The sequence below is a fragment of the Vibrio sp. 2017_1457_13 genome, assembly GCF_030851525.1.
GTDB lineage: Bacteria > Pseudomonadota > Gammaproteobacteria > Enterobacterales > Vibrionaceae > Vibrio > Vibrio metschnikovii.
The window spans coordinates 1-15071 of record NZ_VHTA01000011.1 but is presented as its reverse complement, the minus strand read 5'-3'; the positions used below and the strand labels follow the sequence as shown (position 1 = coordinate 15071).

At 45.7% G+C, this 15071-nt stretch carries 12 protein-coding genes, 1 tRNA gene and 2 riboswitches; of the genes, 5 read left to right on the top strand and 8 right to left on the bottom strand.

Annotated elements, in window-relative coordinates; all coding sequences use genetic code 11:
- Positions 1-7: 7 nt before the first annotated feature.
- Genes betB through choV form a run of 5 tightly spaced genes read left to right on the top strand, consistent with a single transcriptional unit; the run spans position 8 to position 6226 of the window.
- Entirely contained in the window at positions 8-1468 is a 1461-nt protein-coding gene (betB, locus tag FKN88_RS15025; protein ID WP_154169745.1) for a betaine-aldehyde dehydrogenase, read from the top strand.
- A 9-nt stretch (positions 1469-1477) separates the two neighbouring features.
- Positions 1478-3217: a choline dehydrogenase gene (betA, locus tag FKN88_RS15020; RefSeq protein ID WP_154169743.1), complete on the top strand. Its 1740-nt coding sequence runs from the start codon at positions 1478-1480 to the stop codon at positions 3215-3217.
- The gene (locus FKN88_RS15015) at positions 3210-4133 is read left to right on the top strand and encodes a choline ABC transporter substrate-binding protein (protein ID WP_154169741.1); all 924 of its coding nucleotides are present in this window, start codon (positions 3210-3212) and stop codon (positions 4131-4133) included. The genes betA and FKN88_RS15015 overlap by 8 nt, the downstream gene beginning before the upstream one ends.
- A 57-nt stretch (positions 4134-4190) precedes the next feature.
- Positions 4191-5036 carry a choline ABC transporter permease subunit gene (choW, locus tag FKN88_RS15010; protein ID WP_040903560.1) on the top strand — a complete coding sequence of 282 codons (846 nt, stop codon included), beginning with the start codon at positions 4191-4193 and terminating at the stop codon, positions 5034-5036.
- A complete protein-coding gene (gene choV / locus FKN88_RS15005) occupies positions 5036-6226 on the top strand; it encodes a choline ABC transporter ATP-binding protein (protein ID WP_154169739.1) in 1191 nt (396 codons plus the stop codon). Before choW ends, choV begins: the two co-directional genes overlap by 1 nt.
- A gap of 195 nt (positions 6227-6421) precedes the next feature.
- Here choV and thiH read toward each other — a convergent pair whose 3' ends face one another.
- The 8 genes from thiH to FKN88_RS14965 form a co-directional block, all read right to left on the bottom strand.
- On the bottom strand, positions 6422-7582 hold the full coding sequence (gene thiH / locus FKN88_RS15000) for a 2-iminoacetate synthase ThiH (RefSeq protein ID WP_154169737.1): 1161 nt from the start codon (positions 7580-7582) through the stop codon (positions 6422-6424).
- 4 nt (positions 7583-7586) lie between these two features.
- Entirely contained in the window at positions 7587-8348 is a 762-nt protein-coding gene (locus tag FKN88_RS14995) for a thiazole synthase (RefSeq protein ID WP_154170723.1), read from the bottom strand.
- Between the two features lie 2 nt (positions 8349-8350).
- A complete protein-coding gene (gene thiS, locus FKN88_RS14990; protein ID WP_154169735.1) occupies positions 8351-8557 on the bottom strand; it encodes a sulfur carrier protein ThiS in 207 nt (68 codons plus the stop codon).
- Entirely contained in the window at positions 8557-9357 is an 801-nt protein-coding gene (locus FKN88_RS14985; protein ID WP_154169733.1) for a HesA/MoeB/ThiF family protein, read from the bottom strand. The genes thiS and FKN88_RS14985 overlap by 1 nt, the downstream gene beginning before the upstream one ends.
- Positions 9344-10651, bottom strand: a complete 1308-nt coding sequence (gene thiE, locus FKN88_RS14980) for a thiamine phosphate synthase (protein ID WP_154169731.1) — start codon at positions 10649-10651, stop codon at positions 9344-9346. Before thiE ends, FKN88_RS14985 begins: the two co-directional genes overlap by 14 nt.
- 3 nt (positions 10652-10654) lie before the next feature.
- The gene (gene thiC, locus FKN88_RS14975) at positions 10655-12589 is read right to left on the bottom strand and encodes a phosphomethylpyrimidine synthase ThiC (protein WP_306687629.1); all 1935 of its coding nucleotides are present in this window, start codon (positions 12587-12589) and stop codon (positions 10655-10657) included.
- Between the two features lie 107 nt (positions 12590-12696).
- Positions 12697-12795, bottom strand: a riboswitch (TPP riboswitch).
- Between the two features lie 60 nt (positions 12796-12855).
- Positions 12856-14202: a voltage-gated chloride channel family protein gene (locus FKN88_RS14970; RefSeq protein ID WP_154169727.1), complete on the bottom strand. Its 1347-nt coding sequence runs from the start codon at positions 14200-14202 to the stop codon at positions 12856-12858.
- A 342-nt stretch (positions 14203-14544) separates the two neighbouring features.
- Positions 14545-14618, bottom strand: a riboswitch (Fluoride riboswitch).
- 221 nt (positions 14619-14839) lie between these two features.
- Positions 14840-14916, bottom strand: a tRNA-Asp gene (locus FKN88_RS14965).
- Between the last annotated feature and the right edge of the window lie 155 nt (positions 14917-15071).

The window sequence follows — 15071 nt, the reverse complement described above, 5'->3', positions numbered from 1 at the left end:
TCTTTATATGGAAATCGCTTCACTTTATATCGATGGCGCGCTTTGCTATGCGTCATCGGGAGAAACTTTCACCAGCTACAACCCCGCAACCGGAGAGCCACTGGCCATTTTAGGTCAAGCTAGCACCAGCGACGTGCAAGCGGCGATTGATTCCGCTCAACGAGGATTTGCGATTTGGTCAGCCATGAGTGCGACCGAGCGTAGCCGAATTTTGTTAAAAGCGGTCGCAATACTCCGTGAGCGTAATGATGAGTTAGCCAAACTCGAAGTCCAAGACACCGGCAAACCGATTCAAGAAGCACTTGCCGTTGATATCACCACGGGCGCCGATGTGATCGAGTACTTTGCCGGTCTAGCTCCGAGCCTACAAGGTGAGCAGCAACCACTCTCAAACAGCCAATTCTTTTATACTCGTAAAGAACCACTGGGTATTTGTGCTGGGATTGGCGCCTGGAACTATCCTATCCAAATTGCGATGTGGAAATCAGCCCCCGCTTTAGCAGCGGGTAATGCAATGATTTTTAAACCATCAGAAGAAACACCGCTCAGCGTACTCAAACTGGCAGAAATTTTTACACAAGCCGGTTTACCGGATGGCGTATTCAACGTAGTGCAAGGAGATGCCCGAGTAGGACAAATGCTCACCGCTCACCCTGAGATAGCAAAAGTGTCTTTCACTGGGGAAAGTGGAACCGGTAAAGCGGTGATGGCCGATAGCGCGAAAACGTTAAAATCAGTGACCATGGAGCTGGGCGGTAAATCCCCCTTGATCATTTTTGATGATGCTAAGCTCGACCAAGCCGTCTCAGCAGCGATGACCGCTAATTTCTATACCCAAGGCGAAGTGTGTACTCACGGTACTCGGGTATTTGTGCATCAATCCATTTACCCAGCATTTATTGAACAACTCAAAGCGCGCACAGAAGCCCTGGTTGTTGGCGATCCGATGGACCCAAATACTCAAGTAGGCTCACTAATCTCTCAACAACATTTTGACAAAGTGCTGTCAGCGATAGATAGCGCCAAACAAAGTGGAGCCACCCTGCTCACCGGTGGAAAGGCGGTCACAGAAGGTTCATGCGCCAACGGTTACTTTGTTGCCCCTACTGTGTTTATCGATTGTGACGATGAAATGGCCTTTGTCCAACAGGAGATCTTTGGCCCAGTAATGGCGGTACTGAGCTTTGTGGATGAACAAGAAGTTATTCAACGGGCTAATAACACCGATTACGGCTTAGCCGCTGGGGTGTTTACCCAAAACCTTTCTCGCGCTCATCGTGTTATCCACCAGCTACAAGCCGGTATTTGCTGGATCAATACATGGGGAGACTCTCCAGCGCAAATGCCTGTCGGTGGTTACAAACTATCGGGCGTAGGAAGAGAGAATGGTATCGAAACCTTATCTCACTATACCCAAACCAAAAGCGTGTTAATCGAACTCGATGACTTCGTCGGCCCTTATGCTTAAGGAGTGATCATGAAACAGCATTATGACTATATTATTATCGGTGCCGGTTCAGCAGGATGTGTGTTAGCGGATCGATTAAGTGAACATCCAGATAACTCGGTGTTATTACTTGAAGCCGGCGGCAGTGATAAAAGCATTTTTATCCAAATGCCAACCGCCCTGTCTTATCCGATGAACAGCGCTAAATACGCTTGGCAATTTGAATCTCTCGCCGAACCCGGACTCGATGGCCGACAACTGCATTGTCCACGCGGCAAGGTCTTAGGGGGCAGCTCTTCCATCAACGGCATGGTTTATGTCAGAGGCCATGCTTGCGACTTTGATGAGTGGCAACAGCACGGAGCACAAGGCTGGGATTACGCCTCATGTTTACCCTACTTCAAACGTGCCGAATCATGGAGTCAAGGAGCGGATACCTATCGAGGCGGTGACGGTCCAGTGGCGACCTGCAACGGTAACGAGATGACGCTCAACCCACTTTACCAAGCCTTCATCGATGCTGGCGAACAAGCTGGCTACCCGAAAACCGATGATTACAATGGCTACCAACAAGAAGGTTTTGGGCCAATGCACATGACGGTTAATAACGGAGTGCGCGCTTCAACCGCCAATGCCTATTTAAAACGTGCTTTAGCTCGACCTAACTTAACCCTGCTTAAAGGCGTACTGACGCGTAAAGTGCTGCTCAAAGATAAACGCGCGATTGGCGTCGAATTTGAAAAAGGCGGCCAAACCCAAGTGGTGTTTGCTAATCAAGAGGTCATTTCCAGCGCTGGTTCGATTGGCTCCGTACAGTTACTGCAATTATCAGGGATTGGCCCTCGTGATGTATTAGAGAGTGCTGGCATTAAGGTGCAACACCAACTACCCGGCGTGGGTGAAAACTTGCAAGATCACCTCGAAGTCTACTTCCAATATCGCTGCCAACAACCAATCACGTTAAACAGCAAGCTCGGTTTAATCAGTAAAGGGATGATCGGCACCCAGTGGATCTTAACCAAACAAGGCCTAGGAGCAACCAACCATTTTGAATCTTGTGGCTTTATTCGCTCACGTGCCGGACTAAAATGGCCAAACATTCAATACCACTTTTTACCAGCCGCCATGCGATATGATGGCCAAACCGCGTTTGATGGTCATGGTTTTCAAGTGCATGTTGGTCCTAATAAACCGCACAGTCGCGGTCGGGTTTGGATTCGCTCCAGCGATCCAAAGCAAAAGCCAGCGATTCTGTTCCGTTATTTATCACACCAACAAGATATTCAAGATTGGCGAGATTGCATTCGCTTAACCCGTGAGTTACTCGCGCAACCCGCATTAGATGACTATCGCGGTGAAGAAATTCAACCCGGCTTATCCATTAGCAGCGATGAAGCGATTGATCATTGGGTTAAACAAAATGTTGAGAGCGCCTATCACCCTTCTTGTAGTTGCAAGATGGGTAAAGAAGATGATGCCATGGCTGTAGTGGATAACCAGTGCCGAGTGATCGGTATTCAAGGGCTAAGAGTTGTCGATTCCTCGATCTTCCCCACCATACCGAACGGTAACCTAAATGCTCCGACAATCATGGTTGCAGAACGTGCCGCCGATATGATCCTCAATAAATCGCTGTTACCTGCTGAACCCGCGCCCGTGTGGATTGCAGACAGTTGGCACAACAAACAACGTAGCCGAGCAGCCATTCGTCCGATGGATCGCTCAACATCTCAGGAAAATAGTTCAAAGACAAGGAAACATTATGCTTAAAATGACCGCTTATCTCTCCGTCGCCGCATTATCATTCAATGCTTATGCCAACCAATGTCAAACGGTTCGCTTTGCCGATGTCGGCTGGACAGATATAACCGCTACCACTGCCGTAGCAAGTGAAATCCTGCAAGGACTCGGTTATCAAACTAGAACACAGTTATTATCAGTGCCGGTAACCTACTCTTCAATGGCAAATGGGGATATTGACGTGTTCCTTGGCAACTGGATGCCAACCATGGAAGCCGATATTGCTCGTTACCGTGAAGCAGGGACCGTTGAAACCGTACGAGCTAACCTAGAAGGCGCAAAGTATACCCTAGCCGTCCCTCAATATGTCTATGATGCAGGCATTACCTCTTTTGCCGATCTCGCCAAACACAGTGATAAATTTCGTAATCGAATCCTTGGCTTAGAGCCTGGCAATGACGGCAATCGCACCTTGCTGTCTATGATTGAAGATGACGCCTATGGCCTCGGTGAGTTTTCGATTGTTGAATCGAGCGAAGCGGGCATGCTCTCACAAATTCAACGCTCTGTACGTCGTCAACAATGGGTGGCTTTTCTTGGCTGGGAACCACATCCAATGAATACTATGGTTGATATGGTTTATTTAAGTGGTGGTGATGATTACTTTGGTCCTAATTACGGTGGCGCTAGTGTTCACACTAACGTGCGTCAAAACTACCTTAATGAATGTGAAAACGTGGGTAATTTCTTAACTAACCTCGTTTTTAGCTTAGAAAGTGAGAATGAGTTAATGGATGCCATCCTCAACCAAAATCAATCTCCTGAACAAGCGGCTCAGCAATGGCTACAAGCGAACCCTGAGACGCTAAACCGCTGGCTCGACAATGTGACCACCATTGACGGCCAACCGGCTCTTGCCGCTGTAAACCTATATTTATCTCGCTAATTTTTACCCCTCACTTGGCGGTAGTTTCACTGGCTATCACCAAGTGAATAAGGAACTATGCTTATGATTACTGAACACAAAATTCCTCTCGGACAATGGATGGAGTCGTTTGTTGACTGGCTGACTATTCATGGAGAACGATTTTTTGATGTGATCGCTTTTGTATTAGAAAGTAGTATTTTATTGTTAATTGATCTATTTAAAGCCATGCCACCAGCCGCTCCCATTTTGATCACGGCCGCTTTGGCTTGGTGGCTACATCGCAGCTTCTCTCTGGTCATTTTCATCATTGCTTCATTACTACTGATTCTTAACCTTGGCTACTGGCAAGAAATGCTGGAAACCTTTGTTTTGGTGTTTGCCGCAACAACGATTTCCGTATTAATTGGCGTACCAATTGGTATTATGGCTGCTCATCGAGCTTGGCTATACACCCTATTGAGACCGATTCTTGATTTGATGCAAACCGTACCAACGTTTGTCTACCTGATCCCGACCCTAGTTTTATTCGGTCTTGGCATTGTGCCGGGGCTGATCTCAACGATTATTTTTGCCATTGCCGCCCCGATTCGTCTGACCTATTTAGGAGTAACCCGAGTTCCAGAAGAGCTGCTTGAAGCAGGGAAAGCTTTTGGCGCTAGCAAAATGAAGCTGTTGTTTAAAGTCGAACTTCCCGCCGCTTTACCCAGTATCATGGCCGGTATCACCCAATGTATTATGCTTTCGCTGTCGATGGTAGTTATCGCTGCCTTAGTCGGCGCCGATGGTCTTGGTAAACCCGTCATTCGCGCCCTCAATACGGTGAATATTTCCCAAGGCTTTGAAGCTGGTCTCGCCATTGTATTGGTTGCCATCATTCTTGACCGTTTATGTAAGACGCCGCAACGTAAGGAAAACAGCTAATGAATGCGATCACGATACGTAACCTTGATGTCGTCTTTGGCGACAATCCCCAACCTGCATTGGATTTACTCGATCAAGGCAAGTCCCGCCAAGAAATTAATGCTGCAACCGGCACTGTGGTTGGCGTGAATAACGTGAGCCTTGATGTTGAACAAGGTGAAATTTGCGTACTCATGGGGCTGTCCGGTTCCGGTAAATCAAGCTTGCTACGCGCTATTAATGGCTTAAATTCGGTGTCTCGTGGTTCGCTACAAGTTCAAGATGGCCAGGATTCAATTAATCTAGCCGATTGTAATCAAACCACACTGCGTCAACTGAGAATGCACAAAGTCTCGATGGTATTTCAAAAGTTCGCCTTAATGCCATGGTTAACCGTGCTGGATAACGTCGCTTTTGGTTTAGAAATGCAGGGGGTTGGTAAAAAACAACGTCGCCAGCAAGCCAGAGAAAAGCTACAAATGGTTGATCTACAAGAGTGGGAAGATAAATACCCACATGAACTCTCAGGCGGAATGCAGCAAAGGGTTGGACTCGCCCGAGCCTTTGCCATGGACAGCGACATACTATTAATGGATGAGCCTTTCTCTGCTCTTGATCCTTTAATTCGTAGTCAGCTACAAGATGAGCTATTAAGCTTGCAGAAGAAACTCAATAAAACCATTGTCTTTGTCAGCCACGATCTCGATGAAGCGTTAAAAATCGGCACTCATATCGCGATTATGGAATCAGGAGAGCTGATCCAACATGGCACACCGGAAGAGATTGTATTAACCCCTACCAATCAATACGTCAAAGATTTCGTCGCTCATACCAATCCATTGAATGTACTGAAAGGTCGTTCGTTAATGAAAGACGCATCCTCTTTCAGTCAAGATCAACAACGCTGGCAAGTTTGCTCGCAACGTGATTTATGGTTAGAACATAAGGAACAAGGTTGGCAGTTAACTGGCGCTAATCATCAACCACCCTCATTACAGCTGATGACTTGGCAATCAGGAATGCCAACCACGGAACTAAACTCGACCACTTTAGTGATGGCCAGCCCTGAAATCAGTATGCGCGATGCGATAGAGATACGTTACAAAACCGGTCTACCTATCCTACTCATCGATAAGCAGCAACTTGTTGGTACGCTAAATGACGATGATTTTTATCACGCGCTATTAGGTAAATATCATCAAGCCGCTTAATCGCTTTGTGACTCATCGCTATCCGTTAACAGGCTTACTTATCTAATAAATGAAAAAAGCACCAAGAAAGTTATTCATTACCTTGGTGCTTTATCTCAACAACTTAATAAGCTTCGTTTGATAATTGCTTTTAGCTTAAAAGACACATATTAACTAAGTTTTAAGTTAACTAAGCTTCAAGTGTCAAAGCATCCGTCAAAGTGATGACAAACTCTTACTGGTTAATGTTTCACGTGAAACATACCCTCCAGAATACACCGAGTGCCAGTCTTGCCATACCGCAGCAAGTCCACGAGCTTCAATAATAGTCGCCACCTCTGCCGCGCTTCGCTGATCACTGATCGTAAATTGCTCCAATTCTGGTTTATTATCCGCATACCCTCCCGGTTGGGTTTTCGAAGCTGCCGACATACTGGTGATACCAAGCAACATAGCATGATCGCGAAATTCAGCCGATTCACGAGTAGAGAGCGATAACTCAACCTGCGAATTAAATAAACGAAAGGCACAAATTAACTGCACCAACTGTTTATCTGTCATCAGTGACTTGGGAGGCACCCCTCCCGCACAAGGCCGTAAACGTGGAAATGAAATAGAATAGCGACTTTGCCAATAGGTCTTCTCTAAATAATCGAGATGTGCTGCGACATAAAAACTTTCCGTACGCCAATCATCCAGACCAATTAAAGCCCCTAAACCGATTTTATCGATCCCAGCTTTGGCAAGGCGATCGGGAGTCGCTAACCTAAATTCAAAATCCGTTTTCTTGCCACGTAAATGATGCTGAGCATAAGTAGAAGGATGATACGTCTCCTGATAAACCATCACCGCATCTAAACCTAAGCTTTTTAATTCCGCATATTCCGCTTGCGCTAACGGCTGCACCTCCATTGCCACATGATGAAAAGCGGACTTAATTAACGGTAACATTTGCCGAAAATAATTCATGCCGACTTTAGTTTCATGCTCACCAGTTACCAATAACACACTATCAAAGTTCATTGCTTTAATGGCGGCTATTTCTTGCTGCACTTCATCAACATCAAGAGTTTTCCGCTTAATGCGATTTTCCATCGAAAAACCGCAATAGCTACAGCTATTGGCACACAAGTTCGATAGATACAGCGGTACATACAAGCCCATCGTATGGCCGAAGCGTTGGCGAGTAGCAGCATAAGACAGCTGAGCCATCTGCTCAAGGTATGGCTCAGCTGCTGGTGACAGCAAAGCCTGAAAATCGGTTAATGTCCTAATTGGCTTGGCTAACGCCCGCTCGACATCTGTAGTTGTCTTGCTATATATGGACAGCTTAATATCATCCCAATTAAGTTCAGCAAAGCGATTTAGAAAACTCATAGTATCAATCCAAAAAAGCGGTCAACGGACTTGAGGCCACCGCTTGTTGACCTCGAGCGGCTAATCCTGCTTGATAAGCTAAGCGTCCGGTTTCGACCGCTTGCTTAAAAGCCTGCCCCATCAAAACGGGATCAGCGGCAGTCGCAATCGCTGTATTGACTAATACCGCATCGGCGCCCATTTCCATCGCTAACATCGCATCAGAAGGGGCACCAATGCCGGCATCAATAATTACTGGCACATTGGCTTGTTCAAGGATGATCTTTAGAAAGTCTTGTGTTCTTAACCCCTGGTTACTGCCTATCGGCGCTCCTAATGGCATGACCGCCGTGCAGCCCACCTCTTCCAAGCGTTTACATAACACAGGGTCGGCGTGGCAATAAGGTAAAACAATAAATCCCTCTTTCACTAATTGTTCAGCGGCCAGTAAAGTTTCGATCGGATCGGGCATTAAATATTTCGGGTCTGGGTGGATTTCCAGTTTAAGCCAATTCGTTTGCAGCGCCTCTCGAGCAAGATGGGCAGCATAAATCGCTTCACGGGCGGTTTTCGCTCCCGAAGTATTGGGCAATAGCTGAACACCAGCAGCGATCAAGGGCGCGAGAATGTCATCCTCACGGTGCTGTAAATCGACTCGCTTTAAAGCCATCGTCACCAACTGCGATTGGCTAGCGGCTATCGCTGCTGCCATGGTGTGGCGATTGGCAAACTTGCCAGTGCCAGTTAATAGCCGTGATTGAAACTGAGTTCCTGCAATAGTTAACATCATTAACCTCCTGCGATGGCTTGAAATATGGCAATCGTGTCACCGTCGTTAACTATGGTTTGCTCCCATAAACCTTGGGGAATAATGCCATCATTAAGCGCAAATACACTGCCCACGTTGGGTAACTGTAATTGCTGTTGTAATTCAGCAATGGTGATCGGTTCTGCTAATTGCTGCAGCTGTTGATTAATAGTCACAGAGATGGTCATTAGGTAATCTCCTCTTGGTGAAAATGATCAGCAAAAGATGACGTTGCTGTTGAAGATGCTGAATGACACACCGGACAGTGAGGATCAGCCGCTAGTCGCCATTGCTGCCAACTTAACTTGTGTCCATCAAAATAGTGCAGCTGTTGATATTTAACCGAGCCAATATCGAGCAAGACTTGTAAGGTCATTAAGGCTTGTAGATTACCTATCATGCCTACTATCGGTCCAATTACCCCACTATCACTGCAATTACGCGCTGAGTTATGCTCAGCCACTAGACAACGATAGCAAGCGGTATGTGGCTGACGAAAATTAAACGCGATACATTGACCTTGCCAGCCAATCGCTGAGCCAGAAATAAGTACAGCGCCATGCTGGAGACAGACTTGGTTTATCGCATAGCGCGTGACACTATTATCACTACAGTCGACAACAACATCGGCCATCGGTACTTCTATATTTAATAGCGCCTCATCCATCCGCCGATTGACGCAACGGATGCGTACTTCAGGGTTTAAGCGCTGTAGAGATTGCTGTAAAGCCGAGACTTTCGACATTCCTACTTGTTGAGTTTGAAAAGCGATTTGTCGAGATAAGTTAGAGACTTCTACCGTATCGTCATCAGCTAGGATCAGTTTGCCAACCCCTGCAGCGGCAAGATATTGGCCTACCGCATTGCCTAAACCGCCACAACCAATAATCAACACCTTGCTTGCGAGCAATGTGATTTGCCCTTGCTCAGCAATATCAGGCAAACAAATCTGACGTTGATAACGTAAAAATTGCTTATCCGTTAACATCGGCCACCTCCTGAGTTGATAGCTTTTGCTCCTGCGGCTTACTAGCTAGTTGAGCTTGGAGATGCTTAACTGCGGCGTGTACATCATCGGCCTCAGTAATGGCACGCACGACGGCAACACTGGCAACGCCACATTCCACTACCGATTGAATATTGGTTAAATCAATACCCCCGATCGCTACCGTTGGTAACTCTCCCTTAATGGTACTGTCTCGTTCTATAGTGAGTTGTTGATCGAGAGCTGAGGCGGGCGCTAAATATCGATAGTCGGTACTGCTATCTACTAACTGCTGGTATAGCGCCAAACGTACCAACCCCTGAGGACGTGAAGGCATTTGCTTGGTTGTGGTAGGAAAGATATGCCCTAATGCGATATAACTCGGCCTGATTTTTAACGCGGTCAGTAATTCAAAGTAACCATGGGTTGATAACCCTAAGTGGATGTTAGCCTTAGCTAAAGCATCAAGATCCGCTGTTTGTAAATCTTCTTGTCCCAAGTGAACACCAAATGCACCATGCTTAAGCGCCAATGGCCAATAATCATTAATAAAGACCTGAGCTTGATACTGGCGGCCCAATTCAATCGCACGAACAATTTGCTGTTCTAAATCCACTTGCTGAGGATTTTTTATCCGTAGCTGAAGTGTGTTTATGCCGAGCTTAAGCAAGGATTCTACCCAAGCGATATTATCCACCACCGGATAAAGACCTAAGCTCTGTTTAGCCAGTGAGGGAAAGCTGATCGCTCTAGTTTCATCGACCAGGCAAGATTGCACAGCAGGGAAATAAGCATAATCCTTTGGCCATGTTTCACGTGAAACATTCAGCGCAGCCCTAGCGATGCATAAAGCATCTTCAAGGGCAAACTCCAAACATAGTGCCGCGACCAACCACGCTAAATGATGCCAAGCCTGGGCTGGAGATAACATCGCCCCCGACAGGAACATTAATTCACCATCGGTGTGTCGACAAATATCCCTTTGCTGACCTTGATAGGAAGCGCCAATCAACACGGTGGCTGAGTCTAGGTTATCAATATCACTATCGCTCTTACGCGACTGATAGCCAATGGCAATAGATGCCAAGTTTTGCCGTGATGGCTCTGAGCCTGAGAAAGAAGGAAAGAGATCCGTCTGCAACGAGTAACGATGCTCGCCAAGCAGCTGCATCGATTGGGTTGGACTAACACCCAACTCAATCGATTCGATCGCAAAACCTTGCTGCTTAGCAAGTAATAAGACTTGCTGAACGGCTCCCGTTAACTCAATACAATGATCAGGGATTAATAGTTTCACGCTTTACTCCTCCGCTGTCACCGCTGGATGATACAACTGTGAACCGGAGGCACGAAATTCTTGCGATTTTTGCTGCATACCTTGTAAAGGACTTTCCAGCATAGTCACCGAAATAGCCTGATCCGCCGCCACTTGCTGTGTATCGTTAGCGTACTCTCTCACTTCTTGAGAGATCTTCATCGAGCAAAATTTAGGACCACACATTGAGCAGAAATGAGCAACTTTGCCAGATTCTTGCGGTAAAGTTTCGTCATGAAAAGCTTTAGCAGTGATCGGATCAAGTGATAAGTTAAACTGGTCTTGCCAACGAAATTCAAAACGAGCCTTCGATAACGCATTATCTCTTACCTGAGCACCGGGATGACCTTTCGCTAAATCCGCCGCATGAGCTGCTAACTTATAGGTAATTAAGCCGGTTTTTACGTCTTCTTTATTCGGTAAGCCTAAATGCTCTTTGGGTGTCACATAGCACAGCATGGCGCAACCAAACCAACCTATCATCGCTGCACCAATCCCTGACGTGATATGATCATAACCCGGTGCAATATCCGTGGTTAAAGGGCCTAAGGTATAAAAAGGCGCTTCATGACAATGCTTAAGTTGCTCGTCCATATTGGCTTTAATCATATGCATGGGTACATGGCCAGGCCCTTCAATCATCACCTGAACATCATACTCCCAAGCAATTTTAGTCAACTCACCAAGGGTCCTTAGTTCGGCAAACTGCGCCTCATCATTGGCATCAGCAATCGATCCAGGACGTAAACCGTCACCAAGCGATAAGGAAATATCATATTGAGCACAAATCTCGCAAATCTCACGAAAATGGGTGTATAAGAAATTTTCTTGGTGATGGGCAAGGCACCATTTAGCAATGATAGAGCCGCCACGGGAGACAATCCCAGTAACACGTTTTGCGGTCATCGGTACATAACGCAACAGCACGCCTGCATGAATGGTAAAATAGTCAACGCCCTGCTCCGCTTGCTCTAACAAGGTATCGCGCATCACCTGCCAGGTCAGATTTTCAGCAACGCCGTTAACCTTTTCTAACGCTTGATACATAGGAACAGTGCCTATAGGTACTGGGCTATTACGTAAAATCCACTCCCGAGTTTCATGAATGTTACGTCCAGTGGATAAATCCATTACCGTATCTGCCCCCCAACGGGTGGCCCAAACCAACTTCTCCACCTCTTCTTCAATAGAAGAGCTCACTGAAGAATTACCGATATTCGCGTTCACTTTGACTAAAAAGTTGCGGCCGATGATCATGGGTTCAGATTCAGGATGATTGATATTACAAGGAATGATCGCTCGTCCAGCCGCGACCTCTTGACGGACAAATTCAGCGCTAATCTCAGCAGGTAAATGGGCACCAAAGTTTTCACCTGGGTGCTGATGATTAAGCTGCTGATCTTGATACTCTCGCCGTCCCATATTTTCACGTAAGGCGATAAACTCCATCTCAGGAGTAATGATGCCTTGTTTGGCATAATGTAACTGAGTGACTCGTCTACCCGCTTTAGCTCGTCGAATGTCAGGTAACTGGCCATATCTCAGCTCATCGAGAGTTTCATCGGCTAAGCGCTGACGGGCAAACTCTGAACTCATCACCGGTAGCGTTTCAGTATCACCACGCTCTGCAATCCATGAATCACGCAGCTTAGGCAAGCCATGTTTTAAATTGATCGTATAGTTTGGATCGGTATAGACACCTGAGGTGTCATAAACAGGGATGGGTTGATTTGCTGAATAGATCGGTGCTTGTTTAGTGCCACCAATCAAGCTGTCAGCTAAAGTAATTTCGCGCATCGGTACACGAATATCTGGTTTCGAGCCTTGAATATAAACTTTATTAGAATTGGGGTAAGGTTGAACTGAAAGTGAATCAATAAACTGTTTTGCTTCCAGTCTTGCTTGTTTACGAATCGACATAGCATTTTCCTGTGTTATTCATTAGGGATAATGCTTGACGGAAAGATGCAACAAGAGGGGATCAACAGATCAGTGGTGTGTAGATAGGGTTAACAATAAGACACCACAAATTGTCTTCTCTTGTTCCCTTCGCAGGTATTAGCCTGATCAGGTTCAACGGATCCCGAATAAACGGTCTCAGCCATATGGCACTCCGACAAGTGAAAACTAGCATACAAGATTATATAAATTTAGCAATCTAGTGATAACAGCAAAATAGTTAACAGTTATTGCTTATTCTTTTTACTCGCCATCGCCTGAGCGACGGTTTGGTCTATTTTAGGTGGTTGATAAGGAGAAATGCGTTTAGCCACCGCAATACGTTGTGAACCATAAATACCACTATGACCACTGGCGTAATAAGCAATAAAACAAACTAAAGTAAAGTAGATCAGATGATCAGCCCCAAACAATTCAACCCCCATAATAATGCAAGCTAGAGGAGTATTGGCTGCTGCAGCAAACACCGCTAAAAAGCCTAGCGCAGCGAACAGCTCAACCGGTGCCCCCATTACCCATGCGAGGAAATTACCTAATGTGGCTCCAATAAAGAACAAGGGGGTAACTTCGCCACCTTTAAAGCCAGCTGCTAAAGTTATCGCCGTTAAAATCAATTTTAATATCCAGCTATTCCATTCAGCGCCACCGGCCTCAAATGCAGAAGTGATACTCACTCCACCTTCACGTATAGGATAAACACCAATACCAATATAGTCATAGTTACCAATTAACTTAACGATAGCAATCACTAACAAACCACCACAAAATACAATTAAATAAGGATTGCGTAACCTACGTAGAAACCAAGCTTTCAAGCCTGATGTTAGTTCACTAAACAGTAAACCCACTAAGCCAAATATCACGCCAGCAATCAATATCTTGCCAGTTAAAATAAAATCAATCGATATAGGATGCTCAAACAAACTATTGAACTGGGCAAAGCCGATATTGTAGTGCGTATGATGAGCCCCTACCGCACTGCATACCACATCCGCTAAAACCGCAGCAATCAATGCCGGTAGTAATGCTTGATATTTAATCCTACCGACTGACAGGACTTCCACGGCAAAAATAGCTCCCGCAATCGGGGTGCCAAACACCGAACCAAACCCCGCGGCAATTCCTGCAACCAATATAGAGCGTTGATCAGATTCATCCAGTTTAAACACGCGACTAAACCAAGCTGATACCGCGCCGCCAATTTGCACCGCCGTACCTTCCCGTCCCGCAGAGCCACCAAATAGATGAGTAACTACCGTCGCAACGAGTACAAAAACACTCATCCGAAAAGGAATTTTCTCATTCGATTGATGAATTTGGTCGATAATCAGATTATTACCACGCTCGGAAATACCTCCCCACTGGCGATAAAAAAAGACTAATCCTAAACCAGCAATAGGAAGCCCATAAATTAAATGCGGGTTATCGACACGAGTCTGAGTCGCAAATTCCAAAGCCCATAAGAAAAAAGCATTCATCAAGCCGACTAAAATTGCTAATGGGGTAACTAGCAATGTCCAACGTAATGTTTGTAGTACAACGTGAGGTAAATGATCCAGAGATTTGATAGACAAAATTTATGCTCCCAATGATGTACAAATCATTTAATAATGATTTGCTTCACTTCCACCGATCATCATTCAATAACGAGATTCAGCGCTAACTAAATAGATAACAGGCATAATAATAGTCGTGATTAATGTAAATAACGTAGCGAAACACTGATTAAGCGTCTTTAAAAAGCGTTAACTTTATAATACTGAATAATAAGCAATAAACGGTGTGAGGATAAAATTGGTTCTTTGAGGTGTGCATCATTGCTTCACTCTTAACAAAAGGGATAAAACGCAATGATTCTGTGATGAGCCAAATGGGCTGTACACAGACACAACAAGAACTTATCTTGTTATCTCATTGCATGTACAGACGTCATCAGCTTGAAAAGCGGTTTAGCATAACTGCTAGGTGGAACATCATCACCTAGCCGCATTTTACCTAACCAACAGCATTAAACAATACTTAGAATAAGGTTTATTTTGGGACTCTATCAGTGGAGCGGACGGGACTCCCTGCCGTTGAACAACCAGCGCGCCCCCCGGCGTGACAGGCCGGTATTCTATTCAATTAAACTTATCCGCTGTCTGCTTTTATCTGCTATTGATTACCAACCAATAAAAAATCCCCAGCATTGCTGCTAGGGATTATTATCAGTGGCGGAGCGGACGGGACTCGAACCCGCGACCCCCGGCGTGACAGGCCGGTATTCTAACCAACTGAACTACCGCTCCACATTGTCTTGTTACTCGATAAAGTCTTATTGGCTGCTTTATTGAGTTTCTGTCTTCAGACCTTAGGTCTAAACACAAGTATTAAAGCCTGGCGATGTTCTACTCTCACATGGGGAGACCCCACACTACCATCGACGCTGTTTCGTTTCACTTCT